Raw genomic sequence first — 22,745 nt, 5'->3', positions numbered from 1 at the left:
AAACACATGTTTACAAATGACGATAAAAAATGGGTAAACAATAGCAAACTGCTTTCTTGCTTAATTCTTTTTTGTGCAACCTTGGGGCTCAGTGCTTGTGCAAATTTTTCTATTGGCACAGCACAACCTGAAATTGCCAAATTAGACACCTTTACTTTGGATATTACAGGGCCGGACAGTCAGGAAAACGGGCAGCTTAATCCGTTTACCGATTACCGCGTATTGGTTGAATTCATCCACCCCCAACAAAAAAAGATAGTGCGGGGTTATTATGCAGCTGATGGGAATGCCGGCGAAACGTCTGCACAAGCTGGCAATATTTGGCGTGTTAAGTTTACCCCGCAGCTAACGGGTCAATGGCAATATAAAGTGCATTTTGATAGCGGAGAAAACATCGCTTTATCAAACAATTTAATTGAAGGGGAAGCGACTGCATTTGACGGTTTGCAAGGTCGCTTTTGGGTTAGCGAGCAGAAAGTTTCAACGAACACAGCAGCAAATAAAGCATACAAAGCAAACAAAGCAAATCGACAAATTGGCTTTTTAACCGTGCAAAACGGTTACTTTTATTCATCGATAGATAATCAGCCCGTTTTAAAAGTGGGTGCGAACAGCCCGGAAAACCTGCTTGGCTATCAGGATTTTGATGGCACATACCGAATACAACCTGACACAAAAGACGAAGGTAAAGCGCAAGATAAACAATTACACCAATATGCACCGCATATAAAAGACTGGCAAAGCGGAGATTTAACGTGGCAAAACGGTAAAGGAAAAGGCCTTGTTGGCGCGCTTAACTATTTAGCTGCGCAAGATATGAATTCGGTTTATTTCATCACTATGAATATAGGTGGCGACGGTAAAGACAGCTGGCCATACTTAGATCATACATCTTTTAACCGTTTTGATGTGAGCAAACTAGAGCAATGGCAGGCGGTATTTGCCCATATGCAGGAAAAAGGTTTGTTGATGCATATTATTTTGCAGGAAACTGAAAACGAATTGTTATTAGACAATGGTGATATGGGCGATCAGCGCAACTTGTATTTACGCGAAATGATTGCCAGATTTGCACATTTTCCCGGCATAATCTGGAACATAGGCGAAGAAAATGGCCCGGTAAAGTGGTCACCAAACGGGCAAACTCCCGAGCAGGTTAAACAAATGGCGCGTTTTATTAAAAAGAATGACCCATATCGCCACCCTGTATTAGTCCATAGCCATGCCAGCGCAAAACACAAAGAAGAAACATTAACCGGTTTGTTAGGCGAAGTGAGTATTGATGGTATTTCTTTGCAAGTGGATCAGCCGCATCGAGCAGCACGTGATATTCAGATTTGGCGTGATAAATCCCTTGCTGCTGGCCATCAATGGGCAATATCCATGGATGAAATCGGTATTTGGCATACAGGTGCAAGACCCGATGCAGACAATCCAACGCATGACGATATGCGCACCCAAGTTTTATGGCCTTCAATGTTTAAAAAAGCCAGCGGGATAGAATGGTATTTTGGTTACCGGTTTGCCCATAACGATTTAAACGCTGAAGATTGGCGCTCGCGTCATAAGCTTTGGCAACAAACTAAGTATGCGAAACAATTTTTTGAACAAAGCGATCTGCACCAGTTAAATTATTTTTGTTCAGCGAGATTTAACAGCAAGGCATATTGTTTAACGACTCAGACAGCTGACAGGGCACTGGTGTATTTACCAAGCGGTTGGGACGAAAAACTGGCATTTGATCTACCTGATGGTCAATACGCGCTTCGTCTTTATTCACCCCGTAAAGGTCAATGGAAAAAAGGTCAATGGGAAAATGCAGCGCAAACCATTGAAATTCGAAATGGACAGCCACTAAAGCTGGTTAACTTATTAACTGAAAAATCAACCGATTGGGCGCTCGAGTTTAAACTTTTAACACTTCATTGACGGTTTTGTAAAAGAAATTGCTATCAAATATGGATATTAAGATTTATATATGATTTAATTGCTGCATGTGTAAATATTGATATTTGTAAGCGATCTTTTGGTAACCTTCTATGAAAATAATAAAACGAATTAGCCGTTTAGCTGCGGTATGCAGCATAACGGCCGGTAGTTTGCTCGCGTCTTTTAGCGCTTTGGCAATCAATGATTGGGAAAATCCAGCCGTTACACAAATTAACCGGCTGCCCGCCAGAGCGACCTCATATTCTTATACCAACATTAACAGTGCGTTAAAGCGAGACAGAAACAAGGCGCAAATCTTAAACTTAAATGGCACTTGGAAATTTCATTACGCCGCAGACGATAGTGTTCGCCCGCTTAACTTCTATAAAGCAGAATTTACAGACTGGGCAAATATAACGGTACCCGGCAACTGGGAATTACAGGGGTTTGGACAGCCCATTTACACAAACTCTACTTATCCTTTTCCGGTTGATTTACCAAAAATCACACGCGATAACCCAGTCGGTTCATACTTAAAAACATTTAATTTACCGCAAGACTGGTCAGATAAACGCTTGATTTTGCATTTTGGTGGGGTTTCATCTGCTTTTTATTTATGGGTAAATGGTCAGCAAGTAGGCTATAGTCAAGGCAGCGCATTGCCGGCAGAGTTTGATATCAGCCAATATGTAAAAGCCGGCCAAAACCAAATTGCTGTTCAGGTTTTTCGCTGGAGTGATGGCAGTTATTTAGAAGATCAGGATCACTGGCGATTAAGCGGTATTCATCGAGAAGTATTATTACTCGCTGAGCCTAAAGTTTCTATTCGCGATTTTGCAGTGCGTACCCTGTTTAAAAACACCTATGAAGAAGCGCACCTGCAAGTAAAAACGGATATTAATAACCCCAATAAAATCAATATTGATGGCTGGCAGTTAGAAGTTTCGTTGTTTGATGAAGATGCGCAAAAAACAATACCCACAATGAAAATAGCGGCCAGTAAATTGTCTCCGGTTGCTTATCCTCAGCGTGATAACTTCCGTTTTGATGAACTATCGGCATTGGTCAAAAATCCTAAACTGTGGACTTCAGAAACGCCTCATTTATATACCTTAGTGATGGCGTTAAAAGACAAAAATGGCAACTTGGTTGAATCCAGAAGTACCCGAGTCGGTTTTAGAGACGTAAAAATTGTTGAAGGCGGCAAGGTATTAGTCAATGGTCAAAGCATCAAGATAATCGGTGTAAACCGCCACGATCATCACGCAACAAAAGGTAAAGCCCTAAGCCGGGATGATATTTTGCAAGATATCCTGCTGTTAAAACGATATAACTTTAACTCAGTGCGCACCGCACACTACCCAAATGACCCTTATTTTTATGAGCTTGCTGATGAATACGGCATATATGTTATGGGCGAAGCTAATGTTGAAAGCCATGGTGTGGGAGGCAAACTCGCCAATTCACCGATGTGGACACATGCGATTATGGAACGCATTGTCAATATGGTTGAGCGTGACAAAAATTATCCGTCAATTATATCTTGGTCTTTGGGTAACGAATCCGGTACCGGTCCTGGGTTTGCCGCGGCTGCAGGCTGGATAAAAGATTATGATCCAACCCGATTTATTCATTATGAAGGGGCACAAGGTGACCCGACACATCCTGAATACGTACCTATGACAAGTCGCTGGGCAGGGCCAGATGCATTTGCTAAACGTTATACGGATTTAGCCAACCCGACTGATCCACCATTTGTCGATGTGATTAGCCGCATGTACCCTTCACTTGAACAATTAAAAGGTTTAGCCGACAGCCCGTATATTAAACGCCCGATATTAATGTGTGAATATGCACATGCTATGGGCAACTCATTAGGTAACTTGGCTGAATACTGGGATATGGTTTGGTCACACGATAATTTAATTGGTGGTTATATCTGGGACTGGATTGATCAAGGTATAGAGAAAAAAGCTGACAATGGAAAAACCTTTTTAGCCTATGGTGGTGATTTTGGTGATAAGCCAAACGACAGTAACTTTTGTATCAATGGTATCGTTGATTCATACCGTCAACCTAAAGCGCCTATGTATGAAGCCAAATATGTGTTCCAGCCGGTTAAATTTACCGCCAATGACATTGAAAGCGGTAAACTAACCATACAGAACCGACAATTTTTTGCTGATTTTTCTGACTACGAATTACGCTGGATGTTGCAAGAAAACGGCAAAACAATTCAGCAAGGTAAAGTGGATGATTTAAATGTTCCGGCCACCGAAAAAGCTAAGCTGAAAATTGCATTTACAAAACCTGAGATTGTTGCGGGCGCGCATTATTATTTGCAATTGTCACTAAATCTGAAAGCAGACACTAAATGGGCGAGCGCTGGATACTCGGTTGCGGTAGAAGAGTTTAAACTGCCTTGGTCTAAAAAAGCGCTTAATAATGCAGATTATCAGCCTCTTTCAGTGACGCAAAATGGAACAGATTTAGTTATCGAAAACAAGGCGTTTACCGCTCGGTTTAATACCTCTACGGGGTATTTGCAATCGTATCAAGTGCAAGGTTTCCGAAAACCAGTCAATGTGATAGCCGATGCATTAAAACCACAATTTTGGCGAGCACAAACAGACAATGATCGCCTGGGTTGGAAAACTGACAAAACACTGGGTTTTTGGAAAACCGCAGCACAATCGCTTAAGTTAACTCAGTTTGACTACAACACAGTTGCACAAAACCAAGTTGAGATAACCACCGAGTTTTCGCACGGTAATAAATTAAAATTGAATATTCATTACCGAGTCACTGGAGATGGTGCAATTAAAGTGCATTATCAATTGAAAGCAGATAAAAGCTTACCTTCTATCCCGCGTGTTGGCATGCACGCTAAAACCGGCAAACAATTAATGAATTTAAGCTTCTATGGTAAAGGCCCGTTTGAAAACTATGCTGATCGCAATCAAGGCGCGATGACACAAGTTTACTCAGGTAAAATTACTGAGTTTCTGGCACCTTACGTACGCCCGCAAGAACAGGGTTTAAGAACCGGCACGCACTGGTTTAAGCTGGTAGATTCAACCGGTAAAGGTATGCAGGTAAAAGGTGAATCACCATTAAGCTTTAGTGTACTGCCTTGGTCAACTGAACAGCTTGATGCTGCCACACATACTTATGAGCTATCTGACAATGCGCCTTATTATTTAAATATCGACTTTAAACAGGCAGGTGTGGGCGGTATTGATTCGTGGAGCGCTAAAGCGGCACCCATAAAACAATATCAGATTCCGGCAGATGACTATGAGTATTCATTTACCTTATCGCCTGTTAGTTTTAAGTGAGGACAAAATGAAAAAAATATTATCACTTATCTGCACCGCCGCGTTGTTAGCGGCCTGCAGTCAAAATTCTGCCGACCATCAGTTTGCTGATAAAAAGCTTAAAAATGAACAAACTAAATCGGCTGAATATCAAGCAAAGTGGCAAAGCCCGCTGGTAAAAGCCGGTAAACAACCTAACGTGGTATTGATACTGATTGATGATCTCAGTCATTACGGCATGACAACGTACGGCTCAAATATAATCCGATCTGCAAGAGGTCAGTTTGAAGATATGACTTTTGCAACGCCAAATATTGATGAATTGGCGCGCACCGGTTTACGGGTTGAAAATGCTTTTACCCATCCGATTTGTGAAAATACACGAATCGCCTTGATGAGCGGTAAACAAAACGACCGTAATTATTTGAAACCAAAATCACAGCACCATTCGGATATCACTTTCGGCGATATTTTTAAGCGTGCTGGATACACCACGGGCATGTATGGAAAGTGGAAACAAACACGGGGCACACAACAGATCCCGGGTGAAAAATATATATCAGAATTTGGCTGGGATGATTATTTAGCGTTTGATGTTGTCACCGAAGGGCAGCGTTTTATCAATCCTAATCTAGTTGAAAATGGCACAATAACCAATTATGAAGGGCGAACTGACGTCGATCCAGAAACGGGCAGACGTTGGTACGGGCCGGATATGTATAATCGTGCTGCGCTGAAATTTATTGAACAGAACCAGCAAAATCCATTTTTCTTATACTATCCAATGGCGTTAGTACATGATGATCACAAACCAACACCGGATACTAAACCCAATAGTTTGTTTGATAATTTTGATGAAACACCACATAGTCGAAACGGCCATACAGGTGATGATCCCAAATACATAGTAGATATGATCGAATATACAGACAAATTGATAGGTAAGGTCGTTAATAAGTTAAATGAACTGAACCTGCGGGAAGAAACCCTGATTATTGTGATGGGCGATAACGGTACAAAAGAGATATTCCATCATGTAATGCCAGACGGCTCTGTATATCCGGCGCGTAAAGGTGGCAATGCAGATACGGGGTTGCATGTCGGTATGGTTGTTAATCAGCCCGGCACAGTGCCAGCAGCTAATCAGCAAAACAATGCGAATAGTGTGAGAAGTTATGACGGTTTAACCTACTTAACCGATGTTTTACCGACAATGTTAGAAGCGACAGGCACACCCGTACCCGAAGAAACTAAACCAGATGGCATTAGTTTTTGGCCGCAAATAATGGGGAAAAACAGCGAGCACAGATCGCATATTTACAGCTGGTATATTGGTAATGGTGTTTATGATGAAATAAACGACCCGCGTAAAATTCGATTCGCGTTTGACAAAAACTTCAAATATTACGGGCCCAGTGTTTATTACCCGCAAGGGCGCTTTTTCGATTTACGAACCGACAGATACGAAACGCAAGGCGAACGTTTTGTTGAGCTTAGATTTGGTGTGCGCCGTTATTCTGGTTTAGATTTACAAAGTTTAACGCCAGAGCAATATGATGCCATGTTGCGCTTAAAAAGCGTCGTCGATGCACGGCAAATTAAAGCGGTTACTGATGTAAAAATTATTGCAGATAAAAAGGTCATGTCTGTTGGTGAAACCTTTGATATTGACGCACAGGTATACCCTTTGAATACAACCCGCGATGGGGTTATCTGGCATTCAAGCGATCCAAACATTGCCAGTATCAATAAATTTGGCGAAATAACCGCACACCAAAAAGGTCAAGTCGAAATTTCAGTTTACTCTTGGCACGATGCCAAACCGATGGCAGACAATCGTAAAGTTGAATTTTTAACTCAAGGAGTGCAGGACAAAATCACCATTCAAGTTCATTAACACACTTTAGGTTGCAATCATTCCGTTTTAAACATACCTAGCAAATAGTCTGTTGATTATTTGCTGGGTATGCGAGCGAGTGCGCCACTATGGTTTTTTAGCCAATGCGTGTGCAGGCGCAAAGTAAAATGGATAAAAGCGCAGTATAAAACAGAGAAAACCAGCACAGTAAAACCAAAGCCAAAGCCAAAGCCAGACAAAGAAAAGCATTGGCCCTGCACTAATTGCAAATTAGGCGAACTTAAACTGGTCAGTATTTAATGCCAAGCCGAAAGTTAATAGAGCCGATACTAACAGGCTAAAAACTGACAGGTAATAAAATCAATAAAAAACAAAGCGTGTTGGGTTGGGCACAGACCTTGCTGTGCATATTAAAAATAAAATTGCAAAAAACGACTAAATTAGCTTAAATTGCAGCTAATTTAACGCGCAAACTCAAATTAAATGGATTGATAAAATGCAAACAACAGTGTCGTTTGCCCGTTCAACAAATGATTCATTCACACAAACTAGGTGTGTATGAATACTAAGCGTTATGTTTTTATTGGAACTTAAGCGTATGGAAACTTCTCTTTTGGTATCAATTATAGCTTTAGTCGCGGGAAGTCTATCTGCTTTATATGCGAGGTGGTCAGCCAATCAAGCAAAGCGAGCGAACGACATTGGTAGACTTAATGCTCTACTAGCTATGAAAGAGCACTATCTGAAGCTTATAGAACATCAGTATAAATTGGCAGAAACACTTCCATCTAGTTCCAGTGGAATGCAAGCTGTTCGAGAAAAAGTTGCCGATTTAGATACAAGTTTACGTGAAGTGAATGACCAAATTACTTCATATCACGATAGAGTCGTGCAAAACAAAATATAATAAATAAGGATATGTTGCGCGAAGTCGCAACTTAATCCTATTGTTGGATCGTTTCTCTGCATCCTTCAGTCACGGCATTAGTGCATCCTTGCACGTCACAAGTCCGGTGTTGGGTTCTGCTTATTAAGGAAATAAATAGCCGCAGTCAAAGACAGAGTTTTAACTGGCATGGGTTTAAAGATATGTTAGGCTATTTTTAAATTAAACCACTACGGGTCAGCAAACGGCTGATCGCGGTAGATTGGTATTAGGTGTAATGGGGCGTTCTACCATGACTGTCCATGTAGAGAAATATCTAAATGAAACATGAAAAATATATGGAGATCGCTTTATCTGAAGCTAAGATTGCTTTAGACAAAGGAAATATTCCTATTGGTGCGTGTATAGTTCTAGATGAAGAGGTAATTTCTAAAGCGCATAATGAAGTTGATTCTTTAAAGAGTGATCTAATGCATGCGGAAATGTCTGCGATACAGCGTGTAACAGATATTCTAGTTAGAAACAAAAGAAAAGCAGTTATCTACTCTACGTTAGAGCCCTGTGCGATGTGCGCCGGAGCTTTGGTTAATGTAGGTATTGCTCAGTTGGTGTATGGAGCTCAAGACAAATATGTTGGGGCTATTGATGCTTTAAAAACTAATGAATACTATTATAAAAAGCTCCAAAACGTCGTACCAGGTGTTTTAGCGCATCAGTCTCAAGACCTACTAAATCATTACGTACAAAAACATAATTGTCGTCACCATCTAAGTGGTTAAATTTTGTTTAGCCATGCTGTACATAATAAATAAGGATATGTTGCGCGCAGCCGCAACTTAATCCTATTGTTGGACCGTTTCTCTGCGTCCTGCAGTCATGGCATTAGTGCATCCTTGCACGCCACAAGCCCGGTGTTGAGTTCTGCTTATATAAGGAAATAAATAGGTTTGTCGTCATGGCTGACTTTTTTCAAGGCGAGTGTCACTAGACCGCTTTCGTTCGATGTTTTTAACACATTGTTTTCATGTCAGTTTCTGTTCCTCTCAGTTTGTTTAGTACTTTAGGCAGCACTCTCAAAAGAGAGTAATAGATCAAGATCTGGGATCTAGGTCAAGGCTTTTTGAAATAATGCGATCAACTGAAGAAAAAACACCAAGATTAATTAAAAACTAGGTGCGGAATGACGCCTTTACCTAATATGTTTATATTTTTTCTCACTTAATGATTGATATTGGTTGTTTTTGGTTTTATATGGGTTTATGTTGATTTATTATGGTTATTTTGTTGATGTTTTAGTTATTCTTGTAATTCATGTTAAAGGGAGCTGTGAGCTTGAAAATACAAAAAGTAGTAAAAATACTGAGCAAACGTCTAACGAGCAAGCTCGTTATTATTGCCATTTTTTTCTGTCTGTCTGGTTGTAATCTGCAAGGTCAATCTGAAAATATAGATTCAGTTGATTCTAAAAAAATGACAGAGAAGGTTAAGGTAACACATTCTACTGATGGCTTTGTGGTGGCTTCTGCAAGCCATCAACCTACTATTTATATTAGTGCAGCATCAGACCCTTTGATTTTATGGGCAGTTGAAACTTTTGTGCAGGATGTACACGAATTGTCTGGACAATCACTATCAGTCAAGCCTGTTACAGCGTATCAGGCTGGGGCGGGGATCTATATTGGACAGATAAGTGATGACTTGTTTGATGGTAGTGCTTTATTACCCACAGAGGTGCGGAAAAAATTAATCGGACAGTGGGAAAACTTTTCAATTATGCGACAGCAAAACCAACTGGTTGTAAGTGGTAGTGACGTCAGAGGCACTGTGTATGCGATATTTGAATTAGCAGAGCGTCTGGGTGTATCACCATGGAAATGGTGGGCGGATGTGCATAACCGTAGGCAAGACAAACTGGTTTTACATTTACCGGAAAGCGGTATTTATGCTGCACCGTCGGTAGAATATCGCGGCATATTTTTAAATGATGAAGATTGGGGTTTACAACCTTGGGCAGCTAAAACCTTTGAACCAGATGTGCATGATATTGGACCCAAAACTTACGAAAAAATATTTCAATTAATGTTGCGTTTAAAAGCCAACACAATTTGGCCCGCTATGCACGATACCACACAAGCGTTTTTTACCGTGCCCGGTAATCAAGAAATGGCGAGTAAATATCATATCTATGTTGGTAGCTCGCACGCCGAACCTATGTTACGCAATAATGTAGGAGAGTGGGATAAATCAACGATGGGAGAATACAATTATCTGACAAACGCACCCCAAATAAAGCGTTATTGGTTAAACAGAGTAAAAGAAGTACAAGATTCGAACAACAAATCTATTTTTACACTCGGGATGCGCGGTGTACACGATAGTAAAATGCAAGGTGTTAAATCTGTTGGTGAAGGGATAAGGTTATTAGATAGCATTATTAGCGAACAGCGAAAAATGCTTGATCAACAAATAAGTGCACCGTTGGCAGAAATACCTCAAGTTTTTATTCCCTACAAAGAAGTACTTGAATTATATAACAATGGATTACAAATACCAGATGATGTCACCTTGGTATGGACAGACGATAACTATGGCTATATCCGCCGTTTAAGTAATGAAATGGAGCAACAAAGAGCAGGTGGCAGTGGTGTTTATTATCATATTAGTTATTGGGGACGACCACACGATTATTTATGGCTGAGCACAACATCACCTGCTTTAATTTGGTATGAAATGAATAAAGCATATCAAAACGGCGCACAGAAAATATGGATTGTAAATGTGGGTGATATTAAGCCGGCAGAATATCAAACGGAGTTTTTTCTTGATTTAGCTTGGAATATTAATATCGTTGACGCCAGTTCAATATCATCTCATTTAACAGCCTGGGCTCAACGTGAATTTGGCCAGTTGATTGGCGGTGAGGTCAGCGAGGTAATGCTCCAACATTATCATTTGGCGCATAAACGAAAACCCGAATTTATGGGGTGGAGTCAAACAGAGCCAACGACTCAAACACAGTTAACGGCTTTTTCTAAAGAGCAAATTGAGCAGCGAATTAATGCATATCAACGCTTGGTCGAAGAAGTCGAACGCTTAAGCACAAAAATAGCGTCGACTCACCGTGATGCTTGGTTTCAACTAATCGAATACCCGATTAAAGGGGCGGCGTTAATGAACTTTAAATTTCTTTATCGTGATTTGTTTGCTTATGCTAAAAATGCAGACGACAAAGCACGTTTCAAGTTGTTATCGACAGAAGCTTATCGTCAAATAGAAATCTTAACAGAACACTACAACCGGAAAACCAGCCAAGGTAAATGGCAGCATATGATGTCGATGGCTCCGAGAAATTTACCAGCGTTTAAAGCGCCTGATTTTAATGTTCCGCAGAAACTCCAAACTCTGGACTGCAATATCGAAAATATATGGGTAATAAATGCGTCTGATTTTGCAAACCAACAGTCTGCTAAAGATTACCGTTGGAAATTAATTGAAGGGTTAGGGAACGCCAAACAGGCGGTAACTTTGTTTCCATTCACGCAACAGTACTTTCATGAAAGTAAACCCAATTTAACCTATCGCTTAAATGTTGAAAACGCCGGGCAGTATATTGTAGAGCTGCGAACTTTGCCTACACACGCTAATAAGTTTGATCATCAAGTTACCTTGTATTTAGATGATCAAAAAATATCAGAAGTTAATTTAAATACGAAAGGCAGAACACAGGCGTGGAAGCAAGGTGTTTTGAGCAATGCACTCGTCAGACATTTTGACATCACCATAGATAAGCCAAATCTGTCGCATGAACTAAAATTTGCTGTTAATCAAACGGGGATCGTATTTGACCAAGTTATGATTTACCCGGCGACAGATAAAAGTTGTTACTAGAAATCAGGTGGGTGGCTGCTAGGCTCGTTAACATCCACCCAAAAATGTGCTGCTCAGCCAACCACTATTGCTTGCGCTGAGCGTTTTAACGTTAAGATCCGGATATAGACACTTTAACCGGACGCATGTCAGGCCAAAGTGACGGACTATATATTTTTTCGGCCGGCAGAGGCGGTTGAGCGAGATTAAATAACCTATCAGACAATTGAATATATTCAGGGTAAATTAATTTTAATTGCTGGCTGACAAAATTTGCAATTAACCAGGCACCATAATGGTTGTGGTGTGTTTTATCTTTACCACCGGCAGCAAATGCTTTGGCGGCTTGATTATGGCCTAAATACTGATACAAATGTGTGGTGTGTGCGGTTAGATCTATTATCGGAACTTGCGTTTTTTCAGCCACCTCCCTAACAGCCCGATCATATCCCGCATGGGTATTTAGCAATTCATTTTGTGTGTTGTAAATACGGCGCGCGACTGGGCTCACTAATATTGGGAAAGCGCCTTTTTGCCGAACATCTGCGATAAAGGCTTGTAAGTACGCAGGATAGGCACCGTCTGCTGCCGAATAGGTGCGTGGCCACTGTTTCTTTTCATCATTGTGGGCAAACTGAATTAATACAATATCGTCTTTTTGTGTTTGACTTAACAATTTGTCCCAACGCAGTGAAAAAATAAATGATTTTAGGGTTTCTCCGCTTCTTGCATGGTTGATAACCAATCTGTTGGTTATCTGAGCCGGTAAAAATTGCCCCCAACTCGCGTAGTCATGCGAAGCTTGATCGGCAACGGTTGAGTCGCCTGCCAATAAAATTTTTGCCGTGTTGGTCGGCTCTATTTGCAATCTGTGAAATTCAACATTTCTATTTGACAATGAAATGGTCAACTTTTCATCCCAGTTTCTGGATATATGTTCATCACCTCTTAACCTGACACTTGGCTGGTTATCTGCATCGTGCTCGGCTTGAGTTAAGTTGGGGTATTTAACATTAACGTAAAATTCCAAATGTTGTATTTCGTTTTTATTGATTTGACGTGTTGTTGTCATCACTCGTCTGTCTTCACTGAAAACGAGGTACTCTGTTGACGATTGTTTGCCTTTAACTTGGAGTTTTATTTTATAATGACCTTCGGGTATTTTTACCGAAAAGGCGTGTTCATTGCTGTTAGCAAAACTATCTAAACCAAACCCGCGCCGTTGGGTATAGTTGTTTGGTTGACTGAGATTGTCGAAATTGATATCAAATATCTCAGAAGCATAAAGTGACGCTGACATTAATGCACTTGCAATGCAAGCAAGTAGCCTAAAGCAAATAATACATAATCTCATAAACATATCTCCTGATTTGTTACTTTGAGTTGTTGTAACCACTTATTTTTATATGCGGCTAAATTTTCAAGGCCCAGAGGTTTTGCTATCTGAGTTTTTATGTCGGTTTGCTGACGCCAATCTGACCAGCGTGTCATAATCCATGCCCCTTTTACGGTACTTGCACTGTCACCGGATAAAACAATGTTTTGTTGTGGGTTAAGTTGTGCAACTATTTGGCACATTTGTGGATTCTTTTTTGATGTGCTGCCAAATATGATATCTCCAGTTGCAGATAATAATGAAAGCTCTAAGTCAATCATTAAAGCTAAGTATAATGTCGCTAGCGCTTTGCCATTATGTGGGTTACGCGTTATTTTTGCCGGATGCCCTTTAAATGGACCACTGTTATTTTCAAATGCAGGCAATGCGTAAATCTCATTGTCGATAATTTTTTGAATGTCAGAATTGCTGACCTGATCTGTTATTTTTGCGCCAGTCAACTGACAGATATGTTCAAATTCCCGTCCACCCATAAAGCGAGCACAAGCAACTGGGGTATTTAAGATGCAGACGTTGGCCAGCATGTCTTTATCTTCACTCAGGTTTTTTAAATCAGCACCCATCGCCATGGTAATAATCCATGTTCCTGTGCTAACAACGTTAAACGGTTGTTTTTGGTTATTTGACAAGTAACGGGCAAAACTCGCGTTAGAATCATGAATTCCTGCATACACTTTGCAGTTTTCAGACAACCCGGTCTGTGAGCGAACGGTTTCGCTTGGAATTCCTATCTCGGCCTGAGCTTCTTTCAGGGGGGCATCGCATGTCGAATATTTAATGTATCAATAAGCGATGAGTAGCTTGCTTGTTGTGGATACCATAAGTCGGTATGACAGCCAAGCGATGTAACTTCAGTAATAGCAATGTTTGTCAGTCGCCAAACCCAATATTGAGGATACATTAATACAAGGTGCGTTTGTTTGAATTGTTTAGGGTATTTATGCTTTAGCCAATAAAGTTGACGACCCAAATTAAGCCCCATGGATAAGTTGGGGGAATAAGTTTTGTGGTAATCAGGTCGCACACTATTATAGTCTGCTGATATTTCTTCGACGATGTCGCATTCATAATCCATTACTGGCAGACATAACTTACCTTCGTGATTTAATAGTACTGCACAGGCTCCATGCGTAGTGACATTTATCGCTGTAATATCATATAACTGAGTTGTTCTGCGTAGCGTGGTTAATAGCCATTTTTCTATCTCAATAACATCAACATAGTTATAATCTTTACCTTTTATGCTGTAATTCTCCATCGAGTCACTCCAAACTGAGTCACCTAATGGGTCTAATACATGTCCTTTGATGTTGGTTTTACCTATATCGAAAATAAAAGTATACATATCGCCGTTTCCTATTTTTCAGCTTGTTTTTATTGTTAGTGATCGCCTGTCAGTTGCTGACACAAAAATATAACAGACTCCGCTTGAGTGCCCATTAAATATCTATTTTGAGTATACAGATCGCAATACTTAGTACCCCTTTATATAAAACAATGAACGTTTTTGAGTTTGTTTGTTTGTAATAAAAGAAATTAATTATATTTATGTTAACAGAATACTGTTAAGTTAAATTAAATGCAAGAAAGTGATTGAATGTGATTGTTTGTAGTGGTTTAATGAATCCATTAATAAACATATAGGATTATCTAATGTCAAACAGTAACGATACATTTCAGCATATTAATTACGCGTGGGATGATGAGAAAACAGCTCAATTTAACTCTACACTTGATGGTTTGGTATATCGCTCTAATCTTTTAGGTAGTGATCAACGCATCACGAATACAGGGGGCGGCAACACTTCAGCCAAAGGTATTGAAATTGACCCTTTAACAGGTAAAGAAGTGGAAGTTTTATGGGTTAAAGGCTCCGGCGGTGATTTGCGGACATCTACAGCTGAAAATTTTTCTTCATTGTATATGGACCGTTTACTCGCATTACAGGACCGCTATTATCAAGCCGATGAAGTCGGTGCAAAGACTCAAATAGAAGATGATATGGTTGAAATGTATCGGCACGCGACATTTAATTTAAATCCTAGGGCAACGTCGATAGATACCCCCCTTCATGCATTTATTCCATACAAACATGTTGATCATATGCACCCAAATTCTGTTATTGCGGTTGCGGCCAGTAAAAACTCAAAAGCGTTGACCGAAAAAATTTGGGGTGATGAGCTTATTTGGACCGAATGGCAGCGTCCGGGATTTGATCTCGGTCTCAAATTACAGTCCATTTGTAAAGATTATCCTAATGCGAAAGGCGCAATTTTGGCCGGTCACGGGGTGATTAACTGGGCGAACGACAACCAAGCGTGTTATGCATTAAGCTTAGAGATTATCGAGAAAGCCGCACGTTATATTGAAGCGCACGATAAAGGTGAAGATACTTTTGGTGGGCAAAAATATATTCGCTTGGACGCTGAAAATCGGAATCAAGTTCTTGCAGAGATATTACCTTATTTAAGAGGTTTAGTCTCAGGCGAAGCTAAATTAGTGGGTACAGTTCAGTATGATGAAAGTATATTGCGTTTTGTTAATTCTCAAGATGCGCCACGCTTAGCGGATTTAGGCACATCTTGCCCAGACCACTTCTTACGAACCAAAATCAAACCTTTGTATGTTGCATGGGATCCAGCCAAAGATTCAGTTGAGCAATTAAAATTGATGTTAAGTGAAGGGATAGAGCAATACAAAGCAGACTACAGCCAATATTATGCGACATGCAAGCATGATAATTCTCCTAACCAACGAGCCTCTTCACCTTCGATTTGTTTGATTCCGGGTATTGGTATGATTGCTTGGGGTAAAAATAAGAGTGAATCACGTGTGACTGCAGAGTTTTATAACTGTGCCGTTGAAGTGATGCGGGGTGCAGAAGCGATTGATGAATATATTGCTTTGCCACAACAAGAAGCTTTTGATATTGAATATTGGTTACTTGAAGAAGCAAAGCTGAAACGCATGCCAAAAGAGAAACCTTTGGCACGTGAAGTGGTTGTTGTAATTGGCGCGGGAGATGGCATTGGAAAAGCAACTGCACATCGTGTTGCTATAGAAGGCGCGCACGTAGTGTGTGCCGATTTGCGATTGGAGGCAGCACAACAAACTGCTGATGAATTAACATCTGTTTATGGGGTAGGGATTGGCGTATCAGGCTCTGATATCTCAAGTTGTGGCCCAGCTATCGCTGTACAAACAGACATTACAGACAGAGATAGTGTTTCAAAAATGTTTCAGAAAGTCTTGTTGGCATACGGTGGCATTGATAAAGTCATACTAACTGCAGGCGTGTTTTTAGCCCCGGGCCAGAATAGTATAAGTGAAGACAAAATGTTTGATGTGAGTTTCGCGGTAAACGTGAAAGGGGGTTATATCGTTGCAACTGAAGCGAACAAAATTTGGCAGGCGCAACAGTTACCGGGTGCATTAGTAATCACAACCAGTGTAAATGCGGCAGTTTCAAAAAAAGGTTCGCTGGCTTATGACACCAGTAAAGCAGCAGCGAATCATTTAGTCAGAGAGTTAGCTGTTGAGCTAAGCCCGCTTGTAAACGTGAATGGTTTAGCCCCAGCAACGGTGGTAAAAGGTAGCACAATGTTTCCTCGAGACAGAGTGATAGCGTCACTCACTAAATACAGTGTTTCGTTTACCGAAGATGAGTCTGATGATGAGTTGAGAGATAAACTAGCTTTGTTTTATGCTCAGCGAACGTTAACAAAACAGCCCATTACTCCGGAAGATCAAGCCGAAGCTGCATATTTGATGATATCGGGTCAGTTAAGTAAAACAACGGGTCAAATTATAAGTGTAGATGGTGGTTTACACGAAGCTTTCTTGCGCTAAGCATCAAATAAGTAAATCGAAGAGGATTTAACATATGACACAACGAATTGATAAAGCGTTAATCGCAGAACAAAATGATAAATTAATGCCTGCTTTGCTAGAAGATTATGATGCGTTAGCTAGAAAGTTAGCCCGGCAAGATATTGATATTGAGCGGATAACAAAACAAGCAGAGCTCTTTCAAATTGCTATTCCTTCTTGGGGAACCGGAACCGGTGGAACGCGCTTTGCGCGTTTTCCAGGCGAGGGTGAACCCCGGAATATTTTTGAAAAGCTTGAAGATAGCGCGGTGATTAATGATTTATCACAGGCGACCGAGCGTGTATCTCCGCATTTTCCTTGGGATAAAGTAGATGATTTTAAAGAGCTTAAACAATATTCCGATAGTTTGAATTTAAAGTGGGACTCGATAAATTCAAACACTTTTCAAGATCAACAAGATCAACAGCATTCATATAAATATGGAAGCTTGAGCAATACTTCCGAGGCTGCACGTGAGCAAGCCATTGAGCATAATATTGAATGTATCAAATGGGGAAAAATTTTAGGTTCTAAAACCTTAACTGTGTGGGTGGGGGATGGCTCTAATCACCCTGGACAACAGCACTTTCAACATGCATTTGAGCGTTATTTAAATAGTATGAAAAAGATCTATGCGGAACTGCCTGCCGATTGGGAGCTACACATAGAACATAAAATGTTTGAACCTGCTTTTTATTCAACTGTCATTCAAGACTGGGGAAGTAATATTCTTGCTGCTATGGAGCTGGGGCCACAGGCTAAATCTTTGGTCGATCTGGGTCACCACGCGCCAAATGTTAATATTGAAATGATTGTCTCGCGGTTGATTCAGTTTAAAAAATTAGGTGGATTTCATTTTAATGACAGTAAATACGGCGATGACGATCTTGATAGTGGGAGCTTACATCCGTACCAGCAATTTCTAATTTTTAACGAACTAGTAGATGCTCAGTATCGTAAACAGGAAGGTTTTAATCCTAACTACATGTTAGACCAGTCTCACAATGTCACAGACCCGATCGAGAGCTTAATTAATTCTGCTGCTAGCGTACAGCGTTCGTATGTTGCGGCGCTATTGGTAAACCGTCCTGCTTTGACCGATTACCAGTTAAACAATGATGCGCTGATGGCAAGTAACACATTAAAAGAGGCATTTCATACCGATGTTACACCTATCTTAGCGATGGCAAGAGCGCGTAAAGGCGGTGCAATCGATCCAATTCGCACTTATCGACAAAGCGCCTACCGTGCGACTGTTGCTAAACAGCGACCCAACAGCGGTGGAAATGGCTCAGGTATCGTTTAGGTAAATCCTATCCAAATACGGTATAGGCGATTATTCCCTATACCGTTTTAAATTTTAGCTTACCGGTATCGATTTTTGCAGTTTAATGCTTCAAATGATTCGCTTAAGCGATTGATCATTGATGTTTCAGCATGGCGTAGCCAAACTCGGGGGTCGTAGTACTTTTTATTAGGCTTGTATTCACCACTAGGGTTGCCTAATTGACTATGTAGGTACTCTCTATTTTCTTGGTAATAGTTCAAGATACCTTGCCAGAAAGCCCATTGGGTATCCGTATCTATATTCATTTTTATGACGCCATAACTGATTGCTTCTCTTATTTCTTCAATGCTTGAACCCGATCCGCCATGAAATACAAAATTCAAAGCGTTTTGTTCAAGTTTATATTTATCACTGACATAATTTTGAGAATTTTTTAGTATGCGGGGTGTCAGTTGGACATTACCGGGGTTATAAACACCATGAACATTGCCAAAAGATGCAGCGATGGTAAATTGTTGGCTTATTTTGCTCAGTTCTTGATAAGCATATGCAACATCTTCTGGTTGTGTGTATAACGCGGATTTATCCAAATGTGAATTATCAACACCGTCTTCTTCACCTCCAGTACAACCTAACTCAATTTCTAGCGTCATGTTGATTTTATGCATGCGCTCTAAATACGCGCAACAGGTTTGAATATTTTGATTTAAATGTTCTTCAGATAAGTCGATCATGTGCGAGCTAAAAAGCGGTTCGCCAGTTTGCCTGTAAAACTCTTCAGAGGCTTCTAGCATGCCATCTATCCACGGCAGTAATTTCCGGGCAGCATGATCAGTATGTAATATAACAGGTACATTATATAACAGACTCATTTGCCTGACGTAATGAGCGGCTGCAATTGCGCCTGCGATAGCAGGTTGTTGACTTTTGGTGGTTAAACCTTTGCCTGCAAAAAATGTTGCGCCACCATGACTAAGTTGAATAATGATAGGTGATTTAATTTTTTGTGCGGTTTCTAATGCTGCATTAATTGAATGTGTACCTATAACATTTACCGCTGGCAACGCATAGCCATTTTCTTTAGCATGCTTAAATATTGTTTGTACATCTGATCCGGTGATAACACCCGGTTGTATATGCTTAATTGATGTTGCGGCGAGGTTAGCCATTTTTGCGCTCCGTTAAATCATTTTTTGATTGGTTGTGATTGAGTGTGATTATAATAACGCTAATTTGATATTTGTTGCAATGTAAATGTATTTGGTTGATTGGTTTGTGGTTGAGTGTAGTTTTGAATAAAGTTTATGGTAATACTATTACTTCGCTCAGTTTGCGGCTATCAGGTAAGAAAATTAATGTATTTAACGTAAAGTTCTAAATTTTTTAATCGTATCTAGCGTTTGCGAAAACTATCATGATATGAGAGAATTCTTGAGTTAATGATTATATGTGCTTGGTAATGGTTCGTTATTAAATACTTATCTGGCAACTTACACACAATTGGAATTTTGAATGTTAGAAATACAAAGACAACAGCTTTTACTCGACATATTAGATGAGAAAAAGTTTGTAACCGTTGCAGAGTTCACGCAGTTGTTGAAAAGCTCCGAGGCAACCATTCGCCGCGATTTAGTTAAATTGGATAAACAAAATAAATTGGTGCGTGTGCATGGTGGTGCACAAGCTAAAGAACCCAGTCAAAAAAGTAGTCGTAAACATATTGCAGGTGATGCATTTTGGGTTTCTCGCGAAACGAAAGCAGATGCCAAGCGTTTAATCGCCAAAAAAGCGTGCGAATTATGCGAAGAAGGAGAGTCGATCATCATTAATGGTGGAAGCTCTACTTACATGATGGGAGAGTTTTTACGTGACAGGAATATGAACATCCTAACTAACTCTTTTGTTTTAGCGCAGGAGTTGGCTGAATTAAGTACAAATCAAATTTCTATGCCAGGTGGAGAAATATATCGTAAGCAGGGTATTATTCTCAGTGCTTATGACAATGACACAACACAACATTACAGCGCCAGTAAAATGTTTATGGGGACTCCGGGGATAAGTGAGTTTGGTGTTACAGAGTCGGACGCATTGTTGATTCGTTCCGAACAAAAACTTAGAAAACAAGCTGAGAAGCTTATTATTCTGGCGGATAGTTCTAAATTAGAAAAACGCAGCAGTTTTATATTTTGCAACTTGAAAGATGTCGATGTGTTGATTACTGATAGTGAAGCAGACAGTCAAATTTTGGCTCAATACGAGAAGCACGGGGTAGAAATTATCATTGCAGATTGTTAAGCAGCCACTTCCCTTCACTCATTCCTTCCCTCACCTTTAGTAGTTTTTAGTCAAGAGCAGTCACAATCGCTCTTGAAATGAATTCACTTATATGACAACATGATATCTTTATAGTGGTAAATAGAAGTTTATTTTAATGCAAAGGTTAATCGCGACACTCAAAAAAGATAACGTAGAATTAGAGCTTATTATGCTAATTCGTACAATTTTAGCTGCGACCAAAGAGATTGCGTTTCGCGTTCGTCAAGGTGCACTTTCTGGCGTATTAGGTTCTACATTAGATGAAAATATTCAGGGCGAAACCCAAAAGAAACTAGATGTTATTGCGAACCAGTTGATAAAAGGCATGTTGCTTAATGATGAGACGGTAAAGTCAATTGCATCCGAAGAAGAAGAATACACAGTGGCAGGTCATGCAAAAGGTAAATATATAGTGGCGTTTGATCCGTTAGATGGTTCATCAAATATTGATATTAATGGCCAGATTGGAACAATTTTTACCATTTACCCCGCATTGAGAGAATATTCGGCTGATGACGCAAGACAGTTTACACAGTCTGGCCGTCGACAACTGGCTGCTGGTTATGTGCTTTATGGACCCTCTACTACTTTAGTGTTAAGTACAGGAGGGCCCACACGCTGTTTCACTTTAGATGCGACGCATGGTGGATTTTTGCTAACCACCCCTGAGCTGACTATCGAGCCGAACACCCAAGAGTTTGCTGTGAACCAAGCGAATGAGCGGTTTTGGGCACTCTCGACACGCAATTACATTAAGGATTTACTTCAAGGAGAAGAGGGGGTACGCGGTAAACGCTATAATATGCGCTGGAATGGTGCCATGGTGGGGGATGTTCATCGAGTGTTAAGTCGCGGGGGAATATTTTTATATCCACGAGATAGCCGTAATGTGGGGCAGCCCGCTAAATTGCGCTTATTGTACGAAGCGAACCCTATGGCGATGCTGGTTGAAAATGCGGGTGGTAAAGCCTATGCAGAGAGGCAGCCAATCCTAGATGTAATGCCGTCTGAGTTGCACCAACGTGTTCCTGTTGCAATGGGCTCAGCCAATGAAATTGACGCGTATCTAGCTTACGAATAACTAGGTAATCTATATAAATTGACAAGATGCTAAGCCGAATCTTGTTGTTTTACTAAAATGTCAGTTATCATATAACTTCCACTAGAGTTGAAATAACAATATTTTTACTTGATAAGAGTTCAATGGACTCTAGCGTTTCGAATGTTTCTATAGTGAGAGTGTCAGTTGGATAATTTTGCATTTAATCGGATTCAAAGGTCACAGAACCTTACCGCGGAGTTGGCAGATTTACTGCGAAAACAAATACACCAAGGTAAGTTGCCAGTTGGTGCTAAATTACCGGCTTCAAGAGATATCGAGGAACAAGTTGGCGTTAGTCGAAGCGTGGTACGTGAAGCGGTCGCCCAATTAAAAGCTGAAGGTATTTTATATAGTAAACAAGGCGTAGGGGTGTTTGTTGCAGAGAAGCAGGCAGCAAACAGCTTTCGTATTAATAGTACAGAGTTTGAATCAGTGCATGAAGCCATTCAGATTTTAGAGCTTCGCAAAGCCGTTGAAATTGAAATGTGCGCAATGGCAGCGAGCCGCCGTACTGAAGCGCAGTTGGCAAAAATTGAAGCAAGCTATAATAATATTTCGAAGAAAAATGAATTTGGTGAAGATACGCTAAATGATGATTTTGAATTTCACAAAGCAATAGCAGAAGCTTCCGGCAATCGTTATTTCTTGAGGTTTATTGAGTTTATTGGTTCAGGTGTCATCCCTGCCCGTGAAATTATTACTGGAGGCCAGCAAGTCAACGGAAACGAGTATGTGTCGTTGATTCAGGCTGAACATCAAAAGATTCTCAGCGCGATTCAACTTAAAGATCAAGAGTACGCTCGTGCAGCCATTAAAGCACATTTAGAAAACAGTATTCAGCGTCATCAACGCAAAATAGAAAATCTTTAATTGATAAGTTAGTTACATTTATGACTGGTTTAACTTTTTGTTTACT

15 protein-coding genes and 1 pseudogene are annotated in these 22,745 nt (G+C 40.4%); 12 read left to right on the top strand and 4 right to left on the bottom strand.

Annotated features, from left to right (window positions below; genetic code table 11):
* Positions 1–6 precede the first annotated feature (6 nt).
* The 7 genes and pseudogenes from FNT16_RS17995 (at position 7) to FNT16_RS17970 (ending at position 11,878) form a co-directional block, all read left to right on the top strand.
* Positions 7–1,929: a DUF5060 domain-containing protein gene (locus tag FNT16_RS17995; protein WP_143873154.1), complete on the top strand. Its 1,923-nt coding sequence runs from the start codon at positions 7–9 to the stop codon at positions 1,927–1,929.
* 110 nt (positions 1,930–2,039) lie between these two features.
* A complete protein-coding gene (locus FNT16_RS17990) occupies positions 2,040–5,267 on the top strand; it encodes a glycoside hydrolase family 2 TIM barrel-domain containing protein (RefSeq protein ID WP_143873151.1) in 3,228 nt (1,075 codons plus the stop codon).
* A gap of 7 nt (positions 5,268–5,274) precedes the next feature.
* Positions 5,275–7,143 carry a sulfatase-like hydrolase/transferase gene (locus FNT16_RS17985; protein ID WP_143873149.1) on the top strand — a complete coding sequence of 623 codons (1,869 nt, stop codon included), beginning with the start codon at positions 5,275–5,277 and terminating at the stop codon, positions 7,141–7,143.
* 76 nt (positions 7,144–7,219) lie between these two features.
* Positions 7,220–7,445, top strand: a pseudogene (locus FNT16_RS21170) (IS91 family transposase); the annotation flags it as partial.
* 257 nt (positions 7,446–7,702) lie between these two features.
* A complete protein-coding gene (locus FNT16_RS17980) occupies positions 7,703–8,011 on the top strand; it encodes a hypothetical protein (RefSeq protein WP_143873148.1) in 309 nt (102 codons plus the stop codon).
* Positions 8,012–8,310: 299 nt separating this feature from the next.
* Positions 8,311–8,769: a nucleoside deaminase gene (locus FNT16_RS17975; protein WP_143873146.1), complete on the top strand. Its 459-nt coding sequence runs from the start codon at positions 8,311–8,313 to the stop codon at positions 8,767–8,769.
* Between the two features lie 553 nt (positions 8,770–9,322).
* Positions 9,323–11,878, top strand: coding sequence for a glycosyl hydrolase 115 family protein (locus FNT16_RS17970; protein ID WP_185976791.1), 2,556 nt, complete (start codon positions 9,323–9,325; stop codon positions 11,876–11,878).
* Between the two features lie 91 nt (positions 11,879–11,969).
* On the opposite strand, the gene FNT16_RS17965 is transcribed toward FNT16_RS17970, so the two are convergent.
* The 3 genes from FNT16_RS17965 to FNT16_RS17955 all read right to left on the bottom strand — a co-directional run bounded on the left by FNT16_RS17965 (position 11,970) and on the right by FNT16_RS17955 (position 14,598).
* On the bottom strand, positions 11,970–13,157 hold the full coding sequence (locus FNT16_RS17965; protein WP_185976790.1) for a rhamnogalacturonan acetylesterase: 1,188 nt from the start codon (positions 13,155–13,157) through the stop codon (positions 11,970–11,972).
* 50 nt (positions 13,158–13,207) lie between these two features.
* Positions 13,208–13,927, bottom strand: coding sequence for an acetate and sugar kinases/Hsc70/actin family protein (locus FNT16_RS17960; RefSeq protein ID WP_143873140.1), 720 nt, complete (start codon positions 13,925–13,927; stop codon positions 13,208–13,210).
* Between the two features lie 74 nt (positions 13,928–14,001).
* On the bottom strand, positions 14,002–14,598 hold the full coding sequence (locus FNT16_RS17955; RefSeq protein ID WP_143873138.1) for an FGGY family carbohydrate kinase: 597 nt from the start codon (positions 14,596–14,598) through the stop codon (positions 14,002–14,004).
* 308 nt (positions 14,599–14,906) lie between these two features.
* Between FNT16_RS17955 and FNT16_RS17950 the strand changes: the two genes are divergently transcribed.
* Both FNT16_RS17950 and rhaI read left to right on the top strand, forming a co-directional pair.
* A complete protein-coding gene (locus FNT16_RS17950) occupies positions 14,907–17,102 on the top strand; it encodes a bifunctional rhamnulose-1-phosphate aldolase/short-chain dehydrogenase (RefSeq protein ID WP_143873136.1) in 2,196 nt (731 codons plus the stop codon).
* A gap of 34 nt (positions 17,103–17,136) precedes the next feature.
* Positions 17,137–18,429 (top strand): L-rhamnose catabolism isomerase, encoded by a 1,293-nt coding sequence (gene rhaI / locus FNT16_RS17945; protein ID WP_143873134.1) that lies wholly within the window; start codon positions 17,137–17,139, stop codon positions 18,427–18,429.
* A 59-nt stretch (positions 18,430–18,488) separates the two neighbouring features.
* Here the strand turns inward: rhaI and fbaA are convergent, their stop codons facing one another.
* A complete protein-coding gene (gene fbaA, locus FNT16_RS17940; protein ID WP_143873132.1) occupies positions 18,489–19,580 on the bottom strand; it encodes a class II fructose-bisphosphate aldolase in 1,092 nt (363 codons plus the stop codon).
* A gap of 343 nt (positions 19,581–19,923) precedes the next feature.
* Between fbaA and FNT16_RS17935 the strand changes: the two genes are divergently transcribed.
* From FNT16_RS17935 to FNT16_RS17925, 3 genes are all read left to right on the top strand, one after another.
* The gene (locus FNT16_RS17935) at positions 19,924–20,706 is read left to right on the top strand and encodes a DeoR/GlpR family DNA-binding transcription regulator (protein WP_143873131.1); all 783 of its coding nucleotides are present in this window, start codon (positions 19,924–19,926) and stop codon (positions 20,704–20,706) included.
* 136 nt (positions 20,707–20,842) lie between these two features.
* Positions 20,843–21,808 carry a class 1 fructose-bisphosphatase gene (locus FNT16_RS17930; protein ID WP_143873129.1) on the top strand — a complete coding sequence of 322 codons (966 nt, stop codon included), beginning with the start codon at positions 20,843–20,845 and terminating at the stop codon, positions 21,806–21,808.
* A 165-nt stretch (positions 21,809–21,973) separates the two neighbouring features.
* The gene (locus tag FNT16_RS17925) at positions 21,974–22,699 is read left to right on the top strand and encodes a FadR/GntR family transcriptional regulator (protein ID WP_143873127.1); all 726 of its coding nucleotides are present in this window, start codon (positions 21,974–21,976) and stop codon (positions 22,697–22,699) included.
* Positions 22,700–22,745: the final 46 nt, after the last annotated feature.

The organism is Catenovulum sediminis (assembly GCF_007289895.1).
In the GTDB taxonomy this organism is placed as follows: domain Bacteria; phylum Pseudomonadota; class Gammaproteobacteria; order Enterobacterales; family Alteromonadaceae; genus Catenovulum; species Catenovulum sediminis.
The sequence above is the reverse complement of the archived record's forward strand: the minus strand, read 5'-3'. Positions and strand labels throughout refer to the sequence as shown.

Coding starts and splice junctions, on each gene's coding strand:
- FNT16_RS17995 (WP_143873154.1), top strand. CDS start 7: ATGTTTACAAATGACGATAAAAAATGGGTAAACAATAGCAAACTGCTT.
- FNT16_RS17990 (WP_143873151.1), top strand. CDS start 2,040: ATGAAAATAATAAAACGAATTAGCCGTTTAGCTGCGGTATGCAGCATA.
- FNT16_RS17985 (WP_143873149.1), top strand. CDS start 5,275: ATGAAAAAAATATTATCACTTATCTGCACCGCCGCGTTGTTAGCGGCC.
- FNT16_RS17980 (WP_143873148.1), top strand. CDS start 7,703: ATGGAAACTTCTCTTTTGGTATCAATTATAGCTTTAGTCGCGGGAAGT.
- FNT16_RS17975 (WP_143873146.1), top strand. CDS start 8,311: ATGAAACATGAAAAATATATGGAGATCGCTTTATCTGAAGCTAAGATT.
- FNT16_RS17965 (WP_185976790.1), bottom strand. CDS start 13,157: ATGTCAGCGTCACTTTATGCTTCTGAGATATTTGATATCAATTTCGAC.
- FNT16_RS17955 (WP_143873138.1), bottom strand. CDS start 14,598: ATGTATACTTTTATTTTCGATATAGGTAAAACCAACATCAAAGGACAT.
- FNT16_RS17950 (WP_143873136.1), top strand. CDS start 14,907: ATGTCAAACAGTAACGATACATTTCAGCATATTAATTACGCGTGGGAT.
- rhaI (WP_143873134.1), top strand. CDS start 17,137: ATGACACAACGAATTGATAAAGCGTTAATCGCAGAACAAAATGATAAA.
- fbaA (WP_143873132.1), bottom strand. CDS start 19,580: ATGGCTAACCTCGCCGCAACATCAATTAAGCATATACAACCGGGTGTT.
- FNT16_RS17935 (WP_143873131.1), top strand. CDS start 19,924: ATGTTAGAAATACAAAGACAACAGCTTTTACTCGACATATTAGATGAG.
- FNT16_RS17930 (WP_143873129.1), top strand. CDS start 20,843: ATGCAAAGGTTAATCGCGACACTCAAAAAAGATAACGTAGAATTAGAG.